The sequence below is a fragment of the Bacillus sp. JJ1474 genome (genome assembly GCF_036965225.1).
Classification (GTDB): domain Bacteria; phylum Bacillota; class Bacilli; order Bacillales; family Cytobacillaceae; genus Cytobacillus.
Genome location: NZ_JBALPC010000098.1, coordinates 1 through 17,989, shown reverse-complemented (window position 1 = coordinate 17,989; position 17,989 = coordinate 1). Strand labels below are relative to the sequence as shown.

The window sequence follows — 17,989 nt, the reverse complement described above, 5'->3', positions numbered from 1 at the left end:
GACCAAAAAGTCCATCCACATCCTTTTGACGGACGTTTCTAAAGAAAGAAAAACAAAGAAATTTGTCGAAAAAAACTTGACGATACTTCGAAAAGGTTGTAATATTAAGAAAATGTTAAATTATTGTTTATGAAATTTACAGGGAAACCTGTTTTTTTATTTTTAGTAAAATGCGGGTGTAGTTTAGTGGTAAAACTACAGCCTTCCAAGCTGTTGTCGTGGGTTCGATTCCCATCACCCGCTCCATACATATCAACGCAGTGTTTCGTTTCAATAAAGAACGAGGTATTGCGTTTTTTAATGTCAAAAAAAGGTGCCAGTTTAGCACCCTATAATCTCTATATTTCCTTGTCCTCCATGAATTTGAATAAACATATTCATAAGAGAAGTGACCATTTCATTCGCCTCATCGATATTGAAGGAAGGGCGTAAATAAACAATATGTATAGCGTTTTTTGTTTTTTCTGTCACAGAAGTTCTTTCTGAATCTACAAAAGGGCTGCCAAAAGAGCCTGAATCATCACTCGTTACAATTAAACGGTGAAGCGAATTGGATCTGCCGTTTAGTCCAACATATTCTTCACCATCTTCTCCAAGTCTCATCGTCACACTCCCATTGAGTTTGTCCATATCATAGATGCCTAGTGAAATTTGATATTGCAAAGAGAAGAAGTTATTAATATCAGTAGCACTGTTCACAGGCAGTAAATAGTTTTGCTTTTTGACCCTGCGGTATAGGGCTTCAGCTGAATGACGGTAGCGGTTAGGATCTTTCCCTGCAGCTTTAAAAATCTGTCTCCATTCTTTAATCCCATCTAAATCTGTTACATTTTTATCCTCTAAATCGAAGTAAATCGATTCTTGAAACAACTGCAGTCGCCCTTTTACCATTTGTGGAGACTCGCCTACCTCAATATTCTGATAACGGATAACTCCGATTTTAAAATCTGGTATAAGCCCGCAAATCTCAGAAGAAACATGAATTTCCAACCTTTCCACCTCCAAAATCGATTAAAAATAGTTTATCATAGGAAGCGATGATTTAAATAATATTATGGACCTTCATATATAAACAAATATAGAAAGGAGGGAGCAAAGTGAATTCGGCAAAGTTAAAACAAGAAGTTATCGAATACAGTAAAAAAATTGGAATTGATAAAATTGGCTTCACAACAGCAAATACTTTTGATGAAATGAAAAATCGGCTTATTCGCCAGCAGGAGCTTCAATACCAATCAGGATTTGAAGAAAAGGATATTGAGAAAAGGGTTAATCCTGCGTTGCTGATGGATGAGCCTCGCTCCATTATCTCTATAGCTCTTGCTTACCCTTCTAAAATGAGCGAGAGAGTTGTGAGTATTAAAGGAGAAAGACGCGGAATATTTTGCCGTGCTTCATGGGGAGAAGACTACCATCATGTTTTACGGAATCGGCTGGAGCTGCTGGAGGCATTTATTAAGGGCTTAGTTCCTGATGCCAAATGTAAGTCAATGGTAGATACAGGGGAATTAGTGGATAGAGCCGTTGCTGAACGAGCGGGAATTGGCTGGAGCGGGAAGAATTGTTCCATCATTACTCCAGAATTTGGTTCTTTCGTGTATTTAGGTGAAATGATAACATCTATTCCTTTTGAGCCTGACCAGCCGATGGAGGATCGCTGCGGGACATGCAATAAATGTATCGAAGCTTGCCCTACTGGAGCTTTAGTGCAAGGGGGGCAGCTAAATGCACAAAGGTGCATAGCATTTCTCACACAGACAAAGGGATTTCTTCCAGAGGAATTCCGTGAGAAATTAGGGAATCGCCTATATGGCTGTGATTCTTGCCAAACGGCTTGTCCGGAAAACAAAGGGAAGAACTTCTATTTTCACGAGGAAATGGAGCCGGATCCTGAAATTGTCAAACCACTATTAAAACCGCTTCTTCAAATTAGTAATCGGGACTTTAAAGAAAGGTTTGGACCTTTATCTGGATCGTGGAGAGGAAAAAAGCCTATCCAGCGTAATGCTATTTTTGCATTAGCACATTTTAAAGACGAAACAGCTGTTGATGATCTCATTGAAGTCATGATTTCAGACTCACGGCCTGTTATCCGTGGAACTGCTGCTTGGGCGATAGGTAAAATTGGAGGAGAAACCGCTCGTCTTGCATTAGAAAAGGCTCAACAAAAGGAAAAAGACGAAGAAGTTTTAAGTGAGATCCATTTAGGCTTAAGCTTTTTTGAGTAAACGAGGTCGGCCAGATTGCCTGCCTCATTTTTTATGGGGAAAATCATCCATCTCCTTTCATATATATATTTATGAAAGGAGTGGTTGCCGGTGAGAGAGCAGCTTCAAGAGCTTTTACAAAAAAGGGTGCAGCAATGTGTTTCTCAAAAAAATAGGAGCTCAACTCATTTCTGCCCAAAAATAGAACTTAAGAAAGAGGGGCTTGCTAAGCGTTCAGGTGAAATTATTAAAGCAAAGTCTATTGGGAACATCATAACTGTTGATCATGGTCGTGAAGAAAAAGATTCCGTTCGATATAATGTCCATTTTAAGTATTTGGTGAAGCAGAAGGACATGTTCTTCTTAGAAGAGGAAATTGAGGAAAGAAAAGCTGAATTTTATAAAGGAATTTTAATCGAGGATCATGAAATTAATCGATATGCAGAAGTGAAACAGGAAAGGGAACAAGAGCTAGAAATAGAAGAAACTGAAGAGAGAATTGTTTACGAATATAACCGCTTAAGAGCTGTTCAATATGCCGAAAGATGGTGGAATAGCTATAATCCTTCCTATGAAACATTCGAGGTTGATTGCACGAATTATATATCGCAATGCTTGCATGCCGGTGGCGGCCCAATGAGAGGGTATCCTAATAGGGTGGCAGGCTGGTGGATGATGAATAAGAATTGGAGCTATAGCTGGTCTGTTGCAAACTCCATGAGGCTGCATTTGCCTCGTACTTCCATTGGACTTCGGGCCAAAGAGGTTTCTAGTCCTGAAGAATTAATGCTCGGTGATGTCATTTGCTACGATTTCCAAGGGGACGGACGATTTGATCATACGACAATTGTAACGGCAAAGGATGCAAATGGGATGCCTTTAGTCAATGCCCATACAACAAATAGCCGGATGAGATATTGGGCCTATGAGGATTCAACTGCCTACACACCGAATATTAAATATAAATTTTTTACAATAGTGGATGATCAATGATTGGAAATGAAACCTTTTTCCTGTAGAAGGAGTAAATCAGTGATATAATAATCGATATAGTTTATTTTTTGAGGTGACAAACGTGGCATTGCATGTAGTTTTATATCAACCAGAAATTCCGGCAAATACAGGAAATATCGCTCGTACTTGTGCTGCGACTGATACAACCTTGCATTTAATTCGTCCTCTCGGCTTTTCAACTGATGATAAAATGTTAAAACGAGCTGGATTGGACTATTGGCAATTCGTCAATATCATTTATTACGATTCGCTCGATGACTTTTTTGAAAAGACGGGAGGCGGGGACTATTTTTTTCTAACAAAGTTTGGTACGAAGCCTCACTCTTCATTTGATTATAGTGATAAAGCAAAGGATTATTATTTTATTTTTGGAAAAGAAACAACTGGCCTGCCTAAGGACATTATCGAGAATAATAAGGAACGTGCTCTTCGAATTCCGATGAATGATAATGTTCGTTCCTTGAACTTATCCAACACTGCAGCCATCCTTATATATGAAGCATTACGCCAGCAAGATTATATACATTTACTGTAAGGAAAAGGACTAAATTAAGTAGTTCCAATATGTGGAGAAAAACTTTATTAACACTAATCAGCAGATTTAACAAAGAATAACGCTCAGGTACTGAGTGTTATTTTTTTGTCACTTTTGTGAAGAAAATAATACGGACAGTCATTCCGTTATTTTCATTAAATGCCTATATTTTAAAGGTTAAGCGGACACAGAGGATGTTAATTGCGAAAATACACAAAAAAATTACTGTTTTTTTCAAAATAAGGGAACGTATGTCTATAAACGTAAGGGAATACCCCATTTTGCTTCAAATAACGGAACTGGTGTCCGCCAAGGTCTTTTCTTTTTGAAAAATTAGTAAATTTTGGTTACAATGTAATTGAGGCATGGAAAGGATGGTTGTAAATGAATCAAACCATAGAACTTCTTTTAAATCATCGGTCTGTCAGGAAATTCGAGGACAAGCCATTAACAAGAGAACAGATTGAGACTATTGTGAGATGTGCACAATCTGCTTCAACATCAAGCTTTATTCAAGCTTATTCAATTATTGGCATAACAGATCAGGAGAAGAAAAATAAATTGGCCCAAATTGCCGGAGAACAAAATTATGTTGCGAATAACGGACATTTCTTTGTTTTTTGCGCGGATTTATCACGACATGAGCTAGTAGGAGAAATGGAAAACAAGGACGTTCATCCATCCATAGAAAGCACTGAAAAGTTTATGGTTGCGTTAATCGATACGGCATTAGCTGCCCAGAATGCAGTCATTGCTGCGGAATCTATGGGGCTTGGGATTTGCTATATTGGCGGTATCCGCAATAATCTCGAAGAAGTATGCAAGCTGCTAAAGACACCAAAACGGGTAGTTCCTTTATTCGGACTAGCAGTAGGATACCCTGAACAAAATACAGATCTGAAACCAAGACTTCCACTGGAATCGGTTTATCATGAAAATGAATACCATCAAGATAAAGAAGAAATTCGTAACCAGCTGGAAATGTATAATCGTATCATTTCCGAGTATTATATCGAAAGAACAAAAGGAAAAAGAAATGATACTTGGACAAGCCAAATGGCCAATATGCTGGAGAAGCAATCAAGAATGTATATGAAGGAATTTGTAGAAAAATTAGAACTAAACCTCAAATAAAAAAAGCTGCATTTGGCAGCTTTTTTATTTATTACCTGTTCCTGGCTTATCTTCGTAACCAGATGCGAAAATAGCAGCAAGGAAAGCAACCATAACACCGAGAATAATAACCGTACCCATATGTATGAAATCCTCCTTATTAACATTAGTAATTTCAATCAATATATATGCTTATTATAGCCCAATAAAATGAAAGTGTGAAATAAAATCTGTGGAAAATTTGTAACACTTGATCATTTGTGAAGTTTTCATGAAAACCTAATAGACGAATCGGAAACAAATGGGGTATCAACGCATCCCATCTTATCATTCTTCTTTTTACAAAAAATTATTTTAAAAAAGGACAACCGGATGTATTCCCTAAATTAGCATGTTCATTTACAGGCGCGCATAGAGTATATTAAACGTCTCTGAAATTGCGACAGGGGGAGGTCCTTATGGATATTCTAAAAAAAATTGAGATGTATCGACATGAAGAGGCAAAGCTTAAATGGGAAGGGACTTTTGGAGAGTATTTAGAAATTATTAAAGAGAAGCCATGGGTTGCCCAGTCGGCACATTCCCGGGTATATAATATGATTAAAGATTCGGTTATTGAGGACGTAAAGGGGCAGAAACGATATCGCTTTTTCAGCAACCAATTATTTGGGTTAGAGGAAGCACTCGAAAGACTTGTAGAAGAATATTTTCATCCGGCTGCCAAAAGGCTGGATGTTCGCAAAAGAATTCTCTTATTAATGGGGCCTGTTAGCGGTGGAAAATCCACATTGGTCACTATGCTAAAAAGAGGCTTAGAGGCTTATTCCCATCAGGATAGGGGAGCAGTCTATGCGATAAAAGGCTGTCCAATGCATGAAGATCCTTTACATCTTATCCCACACCATCTCAGACAGGATTTCCATGATGAATACGGGATAAGAATTGAAGGAAATCTATCTCCGCTGAACATGATGCGTTTGGAGCAGGAATATAACGGAAGAATTGAGGATGTTCTTGTAGAAAGAATTATTTTTTCGGAAGACCGAAGAGTGGGAATTGGAACATTTAGTCCATCCGATCCGAAATCTCAAGATATTGCCGATTTAACTGGAAGCATTGATTTTTCGACCATCGCAGAATACGGTTCTGAATCAGATCCGAGGGCATATCGGTTTGATGGGGAGCTGAATAAAGCAAACCGTGGGATGATGGAGTTCCAGGAGATGCTGAAATGTGACGAAAAGTTTCTATGGCATCTATTATCCTTAACTCAGGAAGGGAATTTTAAAGCGGGAAGGTTTGCGCTTATTTCCGCTGATGAATTAATTGTTGCACATACAAACGAGACGGAGTACCGTTCCTTTATCTCGAATAAGAAAAATGAGGCCCTCCACTCAAGAATTATTGTCATGCCAATTCCGTATAATTTAAAGGTAACGGAAGAGGAGAAAATTTATGATAAAATGATTCGCGAAAGCGATGTTTATGATGTTCACATTGCACCGCATACGTTAAGAGTAGCCGCGATGTTTACAATCCTAACACGCTTGAAGGAACCGAAGAAGGGCGATATCGATTTAGTTAAGAAAATGCGTCTTTATGACGGTGAAAGTGTTGAAGGCTATAATCGGGCTGATGTGGAAGAATTGAAAAAGGAATACCAGGATGAAGGCATGAGCGGCATCGATCCGCGTTATGTAATCAATCGAATTTCTTCAACGATTATTCGTAAAGAGATCACCTCCATCAATGCACTGGATGTATTAAGATCTTTAAAAGAAGGACTGGATCAGCATCCATCGATTACACAAGAGCTTAGGGAGCGATATTTAAACTTCATTTCACTTGCCCGTAAGGAATATGATGAAATCGCGAAAAAGGAAGTACAGAAGGCATTTGTGTATTCATATGAAGAATCCGCGAAAACACTTATGGATAACTACCTGGATAATGTGGAGGCCTATTGCAATAAGTCAAAGCTTCGTGATCAATTGACAGGCGAGGAAATTAATCCGGACGAAAAGCTCATGCGTTCCATTGAGGAGCAAATTGGCATTTCGGAAAATGCAAAAAAAGCCTTCCGGGAAGAGATTCTTATTCGAATTTCCGCTTATGCCCGAAAAGGAAAGAGATTTGATTATAACTCTCATGACAGGCTCCGTGAAGCGATTCAAAAGAAATTATTTGCCGATTTAAAGGATGTTGTAAAAATTACAACCTCTTCAAAAACACCTGATGAACAGCAGCTTAAAAAGGTAAACGAAGTCGTAGCGCGGTTAATCGATGAGCATGGCTACAATTCGACTTCTGCGAACGAACTGCTGAGGTATGTTGGCAGCCTCTTAAATAGGTAGAATGTAAAATCATGACTATAAAGTTTAGGAAAGAAAAGGACTGACAGCAAATCTGTCAGTCCTTTTTCTACCATTATTTACTTATTCTCTTCAACCAAATGTGTACCTTGTAAATAAACGATTAAATTGCTGCAGGCAGGGCAAATCGGTTTGTTATCGATATAGATCGTACAATCATACATGGAAAGCTCGCCGCATCGGTCACAGCATAGGAACTCGCTCATTATGTCACCTCGATATAATTATGGTTACTAAAGTTTATTTCTGGCTGAATCACTATATGTATTTAATTAGTATAAAAGAAAGCTTGTCCTTATAAAAGCGGAACTACTCTATTATCGAAATTATTTGTAAATTATTTCGCGTTCTTGCATAGGATAAAGTAATAAACATTCTTATCCTTAAGTTGTCCAAAGGAAGAAAAAAGGTTAAGAGCCTTTTGTCAATTGGATTTGTGAAATGTAAGATTGGTTAAATGAGCATTAACCAAGTTCCATTGTCTAGCTATACATTGTATTTAGCTTATATGAAGCCATTTTATAATAGCTAGGCGCTGTTCTGTTGACACTCTCGATATTCTATGTTGTTTAGTTAGAATTGTGCGCGAAATTAACTTCATTCAGCAGAAGTCTCCCACTCCTAAATGTGATTGTTGAACGCAAAATTGTATCTAACTCAGTAGGGGTTCAAACTCCGGCTGCATGAAGTTAAGCCTCCGGCGGATGCCTCAGATTTTTTAGAGGAAATTATCGAGCAAGCTCGATAAATATCTGGGCGCAATTTCGCCCAGGCGAAATTGATTAAAGGAGGGCTTAATGTGACCGAAATAAATAACCATCAGTTTGTGATTTCTCAAGAAGATTGGTCCCTCCATCGCAAAGGCCATGATGACCAGCAGCGCCATCAGGAAAAAGTTCAGGATGCCATCCGAAATAATTTACCTGATCTTATAACAGAAGAGAGTATAGTCATGTCGAATGGTCGGGAAGTAGTAAAAATCCCGATTCGTTCACTAGACGAATATAAAATTCGCTATAATTATGATAAGAACAAACATGTTGGCCAAGGAGATGGAGATAGCCGCATTGGTGATGTAGTGGCCCGTGATGGATCAAGTAATCAAAAAGGACCTGGGAAAGGGCAGGGAGCAGGCGATCAGCCTGGTGAAGATTATTTTGAAGCTGAAGTTTCGTTAATGGAAATTGAAGAGGCACTCTTTAAACAATTAGAGCTTCCCAATTTAAAAAGAAAAGAACAAGCAGAAATTCTTGTTGAAAACATTGAATTTAATGATATCCGAAAAACAGGCTTAATGGGGAATATTGATAAGAAACGAACGATGATGACAGCATTTAAACGAAATGCCATGACCGGAAAGCCTAGCTTCCATCCCATTTATAAAGAGGATTTAAAGTTCAAGACATGGAATGAAGTCACTAAGCCTGATTCCAAAGCAGTCGTATTAGCAATGATGGATACGAGCGGCTCAATGGGAATATGGGAAAAGTATATGGCTAGAAGCTTTTTCTTCTGGATGACAAGATTTTTGAGGACGAAATACGAAACCGTAGAAATTGAATTTATTGCACACCATACGGAGGCAAAGGTTGTATCAGAGGAAGATTTCTTTTCAAAAGGTGAAAGCGGCGGTACGATCTGTTCCTCAGCCTACCGTAAAGCATTAGAACTTATTGAGGCAAAATATAATCCCCGCAGATTTAATATTTATCCATTTCACTTTTCCGATGGTGACAACTTGACCTCCGACAATGCCCGCTGTGTAAAGCTAGTTGAAGAGCTAATGAAGGTTTCCAATATGTTTGGCTATGGCGAGGTAAACCAATACAACCGCCATTCGACCCTCATGTCCGCATATAAAAATATCAAACATGATGATTTCCGTTACTATATTTTAAAACAAAAAGTGGATGTATTTCACGCCATGAAGAGCTTTTTCAAGAAGGAAGAAGATAAAATGTACGTCTAATGGAGAGAGGGTGACCCCTTCTCTCTTATTCTATTAAAAAAGTACAACCCCATTTCAAAAATAGAAATGGGGTTGTACTTTTATGATATTATTTTAATTTAATATCTTTAAAGAATGGAGTTCCACTGAAGTTTACGAATAAACCAGATTCAACTCCGTTTGTAGCATGAACAAAGTCAGGATGATGCAGGTATACCATTGGTGCTTCTTCTACAAGAATTTCAGAAACTTCTTTGTATGCTTCGTTACGATCATCTTGATTTGTACTTGTACGTCCTTTATCTAGTAACTCATCCACTTTAGCGTTTGTGTAGAATGAACGGTTACCAACTGATCCATGATTAGCAGAATGGAATAATGCGTATAAGCCGTAGTCAGCATCACCTGTTACTGTAGTCCAGCCTAGAACGAATAATTCGTGCTCACCAGCTGCTGTTTTCTCAAGGAATGTTCCCCACTCAATAACTTGGATATCTACTTCGATATTAATTTCAGCTAATTGAGCTTGAACTAATTCCGCAATATCCGCACGCTCTTTACTTCCTTCATTTACATAGATCGTTGTTTTGAAACCATCTGCAAATCCAGCTTCTGCAAGTAATTTCTTCGCAGCCTCTACATCATATGGAAGTGGCTTTAAGTCTTGGTAGTTACCAACAACTGTAGGCGCTAATGGACCAACAGCTGGAACTCCTTGACCATCTAGGATTCCGTTTACAACATCATCTTTGTTAATAGCCATTGCAATCGCTTGACGAACTTTAATGTTGTCATATGGAGCTTTATTCAAGTTGAAACTTACGTAGTCCATACGAGTACCGCGAACACGGTCGATCTCGATTCCATCCATCGCTTCTACACGAGTAACATCAGAAGCACCTACTAGCATAAGATGAGCTTCGCCTGTTTCGATCATTGCTACACGTGTAGCTTGTTCTGGTACAACTTTGATCGCAACAGTTTCAATGGAAGGCTTTTCTCCCCAATATTCATCGTTTCTAACAAAATTAATTTCAGCACCACGGTTCCATGTATCGAATTTGAAAGGACCTGTACCAATTGGATTTTCGTCAACTTTCTTACCGCCATCTTTTTCTTCTTTAAGAGCAGAAGGAGCGATGATTGAACCAGCGTTATGTGCTAAGTGAGCTGGCAGCGGAGCAAAAGGCTTCTCTGTAATGATTTGAATTGTGTAATCGTCAATAACCTTAACTTCTGTAATCACGTTAAGAATAACCGCTTTTGGTGAAGCAAATTCTGGATCGATAATTCTCTCAAAACTCATTTTGACAGCTTCAGCATTGAAATCTGTTCCGTCATGGAATTTAACTCCTTCACGAAGTTTGAATTCCCAAGTTGTATCATCTACTGCTTTATATTCAGTAGCAAGTAATGGAACAACAGATCCATCCGGTGCGTAATCTGTCAAACGCTCATATAGTTGGGTTGTTGCAGTATTAGATGCAGTGTCATTCACTCCATGTGGATCTAAAGTTGGTGCATCTGATCCTGTAACATAGACGAAGTCTTTGCCACCAGTTGCTGGCTCTTCTGTCTTAGGCGTTTCGCCTTCCTTAGCAGGAGTTTCCTCAGTGGTAGTGTTGCTTTTTCCGCTACATGCTGACAGCACTAAAATAAATGCAAGCGCTAACATGAGCAAAAGATTGTTCTTCTTAATCAAAAAAATAACCCCCTTATTTAGTCATACAATTTTTATAATAGTAGAACAATTGATAATTTACAAGATTTATTTTGGTAATATTTAATTTATATGTTAATATTGTCATAAAAATGTAATCATATCTCTAAAATTCTACAATTTTCCACATAATAGGAGAAAGGGTGATAAGCTAGCATTTTGATTAAAGGATAATCATATTCTGCTAATTAAAAAGCATTGTCATATCATTAAAATTTATATATTATATTCGTTGTGTGTTTTGAATTTTTTTAATCTTTAATTTACTAATGGAAGGATGAAAAATAGGATATGAATCAACAGCCACAGCTTCAATCAACTGCTCCGGCCATTCCTGTTAAACAGTACAATCCAAAGGCAGCCCGAGCTAAAGCCTTTTATAAGAAACTTGCGAAAAACAAGGCGGCCATGTGCGGTGCCTTTATTGTCATTGCCATTGCTTTTATGGCTATTTTTGCACCCCTGCTTGCACCGTATGATCCTGCGGAAATGGCATTGGTCAAAAAATTGCAAGCGCCTTCATCTGAACATTGGCTAGGCACGGATGACAAGGGACGTGATATATTAAGCCGAATATTATTTGGGGCAAGAATTTCATTATCTATAGGAATTTTATCAACTGTCCTCGGTGCGTTTGCCGGAATTCTATTAGGAATTATAGCCGGATATTACGGCAGATGGGTCGATTCATTCATTATGAGAATATGCGATATTTTACTAGCTTTCCCTGGTATTTTGCTAGCGCTAGCCATCATAAGTGTGCTTGGCGCAAGTACAACGAATGTGATTATTGCAGTTGCATTTTTTGCGGTTCCAACATTTGCCCGGATTGTTCGCGGGTCTACTTTGAGTGTAAAAAAGCTAGAGTACATCGATGCTATAAGGGCTATGGGTTCGAGTGATTTTAGAATTATCTTTAAGCATATTCTTCCCAATATTCTTTCTCCAATCATTGTACAAGCTACACTTTATATTGCGTCAGCCATCATTACTGCTAGTTCACTGTCTTTCCTTGGAATGGGGACAAAGCCGCCAACTCCTGAGTGGGGTTTCATGCTTTCACAGGGCCGTTCTTATTTAGCACAGGCTCCGCACGTTACTTTAATTCCGGGATTAGCTATTTTGCTAGTTGTAGTAGGCTTTAACTTATTTGGTGACGGATTACGTGACGCACTTGATCCAAAATCCAAGAAATAATATGAGAGAAGGTGAACGAACATGTTTATATATATTCTTCGAAGAATAATCCAGACAATCCCTGTTATGATCGGGGTTACTCTAGCTGTATTTTTAATGATGCACTTAATTCCAGGGGATCCCGCTCAAATCATGGCTGGAGAGAATGCTAATCCGGAGCAGGTCGAACAGATGCGAGAGAATTTAGGTTTGAACGATCCTTTATATGAGCAATATTTCCGTTATGTTTCAAATGCTGTTCAAGGTGATCTAGGAACATCTATCCGGACGAATCGTGCTGTATCCAATGAAATATTCGATTCACGATTTTGGATTACTGTTCAACTTGCAGTACTTGGTACGATATTAGCTGTTTTAGGGGGGCTAATTGCAGGGATCATTTCCGCTACAAGGAAAGGCTCTTTTGCCGATATTTCTCTTATGCTTGTAGCACTTTTCGGCTTCTCAATGCCAAACTTCTTACTCGGTATTATGTTAATTTATTTCTTTTCCGTCAATCTTGGATTGCTGCCTGTTGTAGGGTGGGGTTCTATTGAACATATGATTTTGCCGGTTATTACGTTAGGAACTGTTGGTGCAGCCATTATTGCCCGAATGACCCGTTCAAGTATGCTTGAAGTTATTGATCAGGATTATATTCGCACAGCCTATGCAAAAGGGGTTAGCGATCGTCTAGTCATTTACAAGCATGCTCTGCGTAATGCTTTAGTTCCTGTTGTTACGGTGGTCGGCCTGCAATTTGGAGGTTTATTAGGGGGAGCAGTTGTAACAGAAACGGTTTTTGCCATTAATGGTTTAGGCCGCTTAATTATCGATTCTATTCGTGCACATGATTTCCCGATGGTACAAGGAACGATTCTTGTATGTGCTGTTCTCTTTGTAATTGTTAATACACTTGTGGATGTTACATACCGTTTCATTAACAAACGGATTGATTTGAACTAAGGCTGGTGAGACCAATGACTAAACAAAAAAGTGAAAAAATTCTTGATATAAGAAATCTCCGTACCTCTTTCTTTACAGATGAAGGAGAAGTAAAAGCGGTTGATGGTGTTGACTTCTCGATTGAAAAGGGCAAAACGCTAGGAATAGTTGGCGAATCTGGCTCAGGTAAAAGTATTACTTCCCTTTCGATTCTTCGCCTTCTGCAAGAGCCAATTGGGAAAATTGTCGGTGGGGAAGTTTATTTCAAAGGGGAAAACCTATTAGAAAAAACGAAAAAGCAGATGATGGATATTCGCGGAAATAATATCTCGATGATTTTCCAAGAACCAATGACTTCTTTGAACCCAACAATAACCTGCGGGGAACAGATTGCGGAATCCATTCGTATCCATCAGAAGCTTAACCGCAAGGATGCTTGGATTAAAGCAATTGATATGCTGAGTTTGGTAGGAATCCCATCACCAGAAAAACGTGCCAAGCAATATCCGTTTGAGCTTTCAGGGGGAATGCGCCAACGGGTTATGATTGCGATTGCATTAGCATGTAATCCAGAATTATTAATTGCTGATGAGCCGACTACTGCACTGGATGTTACGATTCAGGCCCAAATTCTTGAATTGATAAAAAAGCTTCAGGACGAACTTGGAACTTCACTCATGATTATAACTCATGATCTCGGTGTAGTAGCTGAAATGTGTGATAAGGTAGCGGTTATGTATTGTGGGAAAGTTGTAGAATATGCAGATGTAGAAACCATCTTTACTGACCCTAAGCATCCATATACAATCGGTCTATTAAACTCAGTTCCTAAACATGATGAAGATGTTGAAGGAGATCTTTCTGTCATTCATGGTCAAGTCCCAAGTCCATTTAATTTGCCGCTTGGATGCCGATTTGCTCCTCGATGTCCGCTTGCCAGAGAAATTTGTCATTCCGAGCTGCCAGAGCTAAAGGATGCTCCTGATGGCGATAAGGTTCGCTGCTGGATGTATACAGATAAATGGGAAAAACAAGAGGGGGTTGCAGCTAGTCATGAGTGAGCAAGCATTATTAGAAGTGAAACAGCTTAAGCAGTATTTCCCGATAAAAGGCGGTATTCTGGGCCGTACGATCAATCACGTTAAAGCAGTCGATGACATTAGCTTTAATATATATGAAGGGGAAACTGTCAGTATTGTAGGAGAGTCGGGCTGCGGCAAATCGACAACTGGCAGAGCGATCCTTAGATTGGATAATCCTTATTCTGGTGAAGTGTATTTCCAAGGCGAGAATTTGCTTGCATTAAGCAAATCACAAATGAGAAAAAAGCGAAAAGATTTGCAAATCATATTCCAGGATCCTTATGCTTCATTAAATCCACGTCAAACAGTAAGTCAGATTTTAGAAGAAGCACTGGAGATCCAAAATGTTGTGCCTCCAAGAGAAAGAAGACAAAAAATTACTGAGTTACTTGAAACAGTAGGAATTGGAGCACACCAGGTTGACCGCTATCCACATGAATTCAGTGGCGGACAGCGTCAGCGAATTGGCATAGCCCGTGCTCTTTCAGTTAATCCAAAGCTGATTATTTGTGATGAGGCTGTTTCAGCACTTGACGTGTCTATTCAAGCACAAGTGTTAAACCTGCTAAAGGAATTGCAAAGAGAGTTCAAATTAACCTATCTTTTTATTTCCCATGATCTTGGTGTAGTACGCCATATTTCTGATCGAATCATTGTCATGTACTTAGGCAAGATTGTGGAAATCGCTGATAAAAAATCCTTATTTAATAATCCGCAGCATCCTTATACAAAGGCATTATTATCTGCAATTCCAAGTACGAATGTATTAGAGAAGAAAGAACGGATCATACTCAAAGGGGATGTGCCATCACCGATAGATCCACCAGCCGGATGCCGTTTTCACACACGCTGCCCATATGCGTTTGATCGATGTGCAACAGTGGAACCATCCCTGCATGCCATTCCTGGTGAGAATCATCAAGTGGCCTGCCATTTAGCAGAGGAAGGTTCTGTCGATTTCTCTGCATTAAAAGCAAACTATTAAACAATGCTTCGAAAGCCCTTCTCTTTGAGAGGGCTTTTTTTAGGGGGGAAAATCAGCGGAAAGAGGAATTTTGCCTCGTATCGAAGAATTCGTTATAAAATAGTAAATATACTTTCGAAAGGGGTTTGGCGAATGAGTGCAACAGATTTAGGGTATAATGTATCTCTTATCGATACATTCGATTTAGGAAAAGAAAGAAGGACAGGGTCCTATATTCTTCAAGCCGAGGAAGTAACGCTTATTGAAACGAGCGCGAGTCCCTCTATTCCGTTTGTGCTGAAAGGGTTAGAGGAATTAGGCATAAAGTTAACAGAAGTAAAAAATATAATTGTCACACATATACATCTTGATCATGCTGGCGGTGTTGGTTTATTGCTTAATCATTGCCCGAATGCTAAAGTAATTGTTCATCCTCGGGGCAAACGTCATCTTGCTGATCCCTCTAGACTGATTCAAGGGGCAAAGGCCGTTTATGGAGATAAATTTAATGAGCTCTTTGATCCCATTTTGCCAGTGCCAGAGGATCGTTTGGTAATCAAAGAGGACGGGGAAACGATAAAAATTGGAAAAGAACGTATTCTGAAATTTATGGATACACCAGGTCATGCCAACCATCATTTTTCTATACATGATTCATTAAGTAATGGGATTTTTACTGGCGATACGATCGGGGTTTATTATCCTCAAGTTTTCGATCAGGGGGTTGAGCTATTTCTCCCATCTACCTCACCAAATCAATTTGATCCTGAGACGATGCTTCAATCAATGAAAAGAATTTCATCCCTTCGTGTCGAGAGGATTTACTTTGGCCATTATGGAATGACAGCTAATCCTGATCAGGTTTTTAAGCAAATTGAGTATTGGCTTCCCCTATTTATGGCTGCTGGGGAAAAGGTATGGGCAGAAAACCAAACTGCTTCATTTGATACGAAGCAGAAAGCCCTTTTCCATCTGCTATTGAATGAGGTCAATCAATTTTTATCCGAAAATCAAATAGTATTAGAAGAAGATTTATCGGAAATTATTCAGCTTGATTTGACTGTCGGATCAATGGGAATTATAGATTATTTAGCAAAACGAGAAAAATAAGGTGTTAAACAAAGTATGGAGGTGTAGGAAATGGATCTACAGAAAATAATAAAAAAGCTTAAAAGCCGTACACCTTCCATTCTAGGAAGTGAGAAATTCTCTAAATATGCCATCCTCATTCCCCTTATCCAAATGGAAGATGATATTCACCTTTTATTTGAGGTTCGTTCTCTACAATTAAGAAGACAGCCAGGTGAAGTCTGCTTTCCAGGAGGAAGGGTCGATAGGACGGATCGTGATGAAAAGTATACGGCAATAAGGGAGACTTCAGAAGAGTTAGGGATAAAAGAGGATCATATTCATCATGTTTTTCCGTTAGACTATATGATTTCTCCGTTTGGAACTATTATCTATCCTTACGTTGGCCACATAAGAAATCCGGAAATGATCAATGTTAACCGAAGTGAAGTGGAGAAGACTTTCACTGTGCCGCTATCATACTTAAAAAAAACTGAGCCCGAGACCTTTCAAATCCGCTTTCGCGTTGAGCCTGAAAAAGACTTTCCATTTAACCAAATTATCGGTGGAGAAAATTATGATTGGCAAATTAGAAAAATGGAAGAGTGTTTTTATTATTATGAAGATAAGGTGATATGGGGTTTAACAGCTAGAATTCTTAAGCATTTTATTGAAATCCTTAACTCAGATGGGCTAGGCCTTAATGATCAAGGGTCGTCACTATAATCATGTAAAAAGTCAGGATGTGTTAATTTGAATAGAAAGATTGGTTTCATAGGTTCGGGAAAAATGGCGCAGGCGATTATAGGGGGAATCCTCCAAGCGGATAAAGTTCCAGCTGCGAATATAATGGCAAGTGCGGCTTCAAAGGAGACAGTTAGGAACGTGATGGAAAGGTTCTCTATCCGGGTAACAACGGATAATAAAGCAGTTGCGGAGCATGCTGATATACTCTTCCTTGCGATAAAGCCAAATCTCCACCAATCTATTATTGAGGAAATTAAAGATATCATTAAGCCTCATTCGCTCATTATCACAATTGCTGCAGGAATTAGCCTGCAATTCCTTGAGGAATCATTTCCACGGAAGGTAAAAGCGATTCGGTCTATGCCCAATACACCTTCATTAATTGGAGAGGGGATGAGCGTACTTTGTGCAAACCAATTTGTGACAAAAGAGGAACTGGATGAAGTTCTTAGTATTTTTTCATGCTTTGGAAAGGCTGAAGTCGTTCATGAGAGCTTAATGGATTCAATTCCAGCTATTAGTGCCTCATCACCTGCCTATGTGTATATGTTTATCGAGGCATTAGCAGATGGGGGAGTCAAAAACGGATTAACTAGAGAGCAGTCCTATAAATTAGCAGCCCAAGCAGTTTTAGGGGCTGCGAAAATGGTTCTCGAAACGGGAAAACATCCGGGTGAGCTTAAAGATGAGGTTTGTACTCCTGGAGGAGCAACGATCGAGGCGGTAGCTGAGCTTGAGAGAAAGGGATTGCGTACTGCTGTCCTGTCGGCAATGGAGAAATGCACAGAGAAAACAAAAGCACTCTCTAATCAGTAATTTTTCAAAATAAACGGAGGAGCAGCATAAATTTGCTGCTCCTCCTGTTTATTGAAAAACACAATGTTAATTTTTCAGCAAAGTTTGATTAAGACCTGAGTACAAGTCTTTCATATGGACAGTAACAATTTTAGCACCGATTTGAACATGTACCATGTTGTCAAAAACAGCAGTAACAAGACCGTTGAGGGATACTTTCGAGCCAATGTTTACATCTTTTTTTTCGTTTTTATCCTTTTTGCTATCTGCCATCATTACACATCCCATTCAATAAAAATTTTT

17 protein-coding genes and 1 tRNA gene are annotated in these 17,989 nt (G+C 39.0%); 14 read left to right on the top strand and 4 right to left on the bottom strand.

Annotation, left to right across the window (positions count from 1 at the left end; translation table 11 throughout):
* Positions 1 to 172 precede the first annotated feature (172 nt).
* Positions 173 to 246, top strand: a tRNA-Gly gene (locus tag V7164_RS13950).
* Between the two features lie 75 nt (positions 247 to 321).
* Here V7164_RS13950 and V7164_RS13945 read toward each other — a convergent pair.
* Positions 322 to 990: a B3/B4 domain-containing protein gene (locus V7164_RS13945; protein ID WP_335348139.1), complete on the bottom strand. Its 669-nt coding sequence runs from the start codon at positions 988 to 990 to the stop codon at positions 322 to 324.
* A gap of 107 nt (positions 991 to 1,097) precedes the next feature.
* Between V7164_RS13945 and queG the strand changes: the two genes are divergently transcribed.
* From queG to V7164_RS13920, 5 genes are all read left to right on the top strand, one after another.
* Positions 1,098 to 2,228 carry a tRNA epoxyqueuosine(34) reductase QueG gene (gene queG / locus V7164_RS13940; protein WP_335348140.1) on the top strand — a complete coding sequence of 377 codons (1,131 nt, stop codon included), beginning with the start codon at positions 1,098 to 1,100 and terminating at the stop codon, positions 2,226 to 2,228.
* 90 nt (positions 2,229 to 2,318) lie between these two features.
* The gene (locus V7164_RS13935; protein ID WP_335354376.1) at positions 2,319 to 3,200 is read left to right on the top strand and encodes an amidase domain-containing protein; all 882 of its coding nucleotides are present in this window, start codon (positions 2,319 to 2,321) and stop codon (positions 3,198 to 3,200) included.
* Positions 3,201 to 3,282: 82 nt separating this feature from the next.
* The gene (gene trmL, locus V7164_RS13930; protein WP_438824141.1) at positions 3,283 to 3,756 is read left to right on the top strand and encodes a tRNA (uridine(34)/cytosine(34)/5-carboxymethylaminomethyluridine(34)-2'-O)-methyltransferase TrmL; all 474 of its coding nucleotides are present in this window, start codon (positions 3,283 to 3,285) and stop codon (positions 3,754 to 3,756) included.
* Between the two features lie 384 nt (positions 3,757 to 4,140).
* Positions 4,141 to 4,890, top strand: coding sequence for an oxygen-insensitive NADPH nitroreductase (gene nfsA / locus V7164_RS13925; protein ID WP_335354375.1), 750 nt, complete (start codon positions 4,141 to 4,143; stop codon positions 4,888 to 4,890).
* A gap of 437 nt (positions 4,891 to 5,327) precedes the next feature.
* A complete protein-coding gene (locus V7164_RS13920) occupies positions 5,328 to 7,223 on the top strand; it encodes a PrkA family serine protein kinase (protein WP_335354374.1) in 1,896 nt (631 codons plus the stop codon).
* Positions 7,224 to 7,300: 77 nt separating this feature from the next.
* Here the strand turns inward: V7164_RS13920 and V7164_RS13915 are convergent, their stop codons facing one another.
* On the bottom strand, positions 7,301 to 7,447 hold the full coding sequence (locus V7164_RS13915; RefSeq protein ID WP_335347582.1) for a hypothetical protein: 147 nt from the start codon (positions 7,445 to 7,447) through the stop codon (positions 7,301 to 7,303).
* A gap of 593 nt (positions 7,448 to 8,040) precedes the next feature.
* Here V7164_RS13915 and yhbH point away from each other — a divergent pair.
* Positions 8,041 to 9,210: a sporulation protein YhbH gene (gene yhbH / locus V7164_RS13910; protein ID WP_335346548.1), complete on the top strand. Its 1,170-nt coding sequence runs from the start codon at positions 8,041 to 8,043 to the stop codon at positions 9,208 to 9,210.
* Positions 9,211 to 9,298: 88 nt separating this feature from the next.
* On the opposite strand, the gene V7164_RS13905 is transcribed toward yhbH, so the two are convergent.
* A complete protein-coding gene (locus V7164_RS13905) occupies positions 9,299 to 10,891 on the bottom strand; it encodes a glutathione ABC transporter substrate-binding protein (RefSeq protein ID WP_335346549.1) in 1,593 nt (530 codons plus the stop codon).
* A 309-nt stretch (positions 10,892 to 11,200) separates the two neighbouring features.
* Here V7164_RS13905 and nikC point away from each other — a divergent pair, with 309 nt between their 5' ends.
* The 7 genes from nikC to proC all read left to right on the top strand — a co-directional run bounded on the left by nikC (position 11,201) and on the right by proC (position 17,707).
* Positions 11,201 to 12,106 (top strand): nickel transporter permease, encoded by a 906-nt coding sequence (nikC, locus tag V7164_RS13900; RefSeq protein ID WP_335354373.1) that lies wholly within the window; start codon positions 11,201 to 11,203, stop codon positions 12,104 to 12,106.
* A 21-nt stretch (positions 12,107 to 12,127) separates the two neighbouring features.
* Positions 12,128 to 13,051 carry an ABC transporter permease gene (locus V7164_RS13895; protein ID WP_335346551.1) on the top strand — a complete coding sequence of 308 codons (924 nt, stop codon included), beginning with the start codon at positions 12,128 to 12,130 and terminating at the stop codon, positions 13,049 to 13,051.
* A gap of 14 nt (positions 13,052 to 13,065) precedes the next feature.
* A complete protein-coding gene (locus tag V7164_RS13890) occupies positions 13,066 to 14,091 on the top strand; it encodes an ABC transporter ATP-binding protein (protein ID WP_335354372.1) in 1,026 nt (341 codons plus the stop codon).
* Complete coding sequence (locus V7164_RS13885) at positions 14,084 to 15,097, top strand: ABC transporter ATP-binding protein (RefSeq protein WP_335347676.1); 1,014 nt, start codon at positions 14,084 to 14,086, stop codon at positions 15,095 to 15,097. Before V7164_RS13890 ends, V7164_RS13885 begins: the two co-directional genes overlap by 8 nt.
* A 132-nt stretch (positions 15,098 to 15,229) precedes the next feature.
* On the top strand, positions 15,230 to 16,186 hold the full coding sequence (locus V7164_RS13880; RefSeq protein WP_335347677.1) for an MBL fold metallo-hydrolase: 957 nt from the start codon (positions 15,230 to 15,232) through the stop codon (positions 16,184 to 16,186).
* Between the two features lie 30 nt (positions 16,187 to 16,216).
* On the top strand, positions 16,217 to 16,870 hold the full coding sequence (locus tag V7164_RS13875) for an NUDIX hydrolase (RefSeq protein WP_335347678.1): 654 nt from the start codon (positions 16,217 to 16,219) through the stop codon (positions 16,868 to 16,870).
* A gap of 27 nt (positions 16,871 to 16,897) precedes the next feature.
* The gene (gene proC, locus V7164_RS13870) at positions 16,898 to 17,707 is read left to right on the top strand and encodes a pyrroline-5-carboxylate reductase (RefSeq protein WP_335347679.1); all 810 of its coding nucleotides are present in this window, start codon (positions 16,898 to 16,900) and stop codon (positions 17,705 to 17,707) included.
* 66 nt (positions 17,708 to 17,773) lie between these two features.
* Here proC and V7164_RS13865 read toward each other — a convergent pair whose 3' ends face one another.
* Positions 17,774 to 17,962: a hypothetical protein gene (locus V7164_RS13865; protein WP_315668045.1), complete on the bottom strand. Its 189-nt coding sequence runs from the start codon at positions 17,960 to 17,962 to the stop codon at positions 17,774 to 17,776.
* Between the last annotated feature and the right edge of the window lie 27 nt (positions 17,963 to 17,989).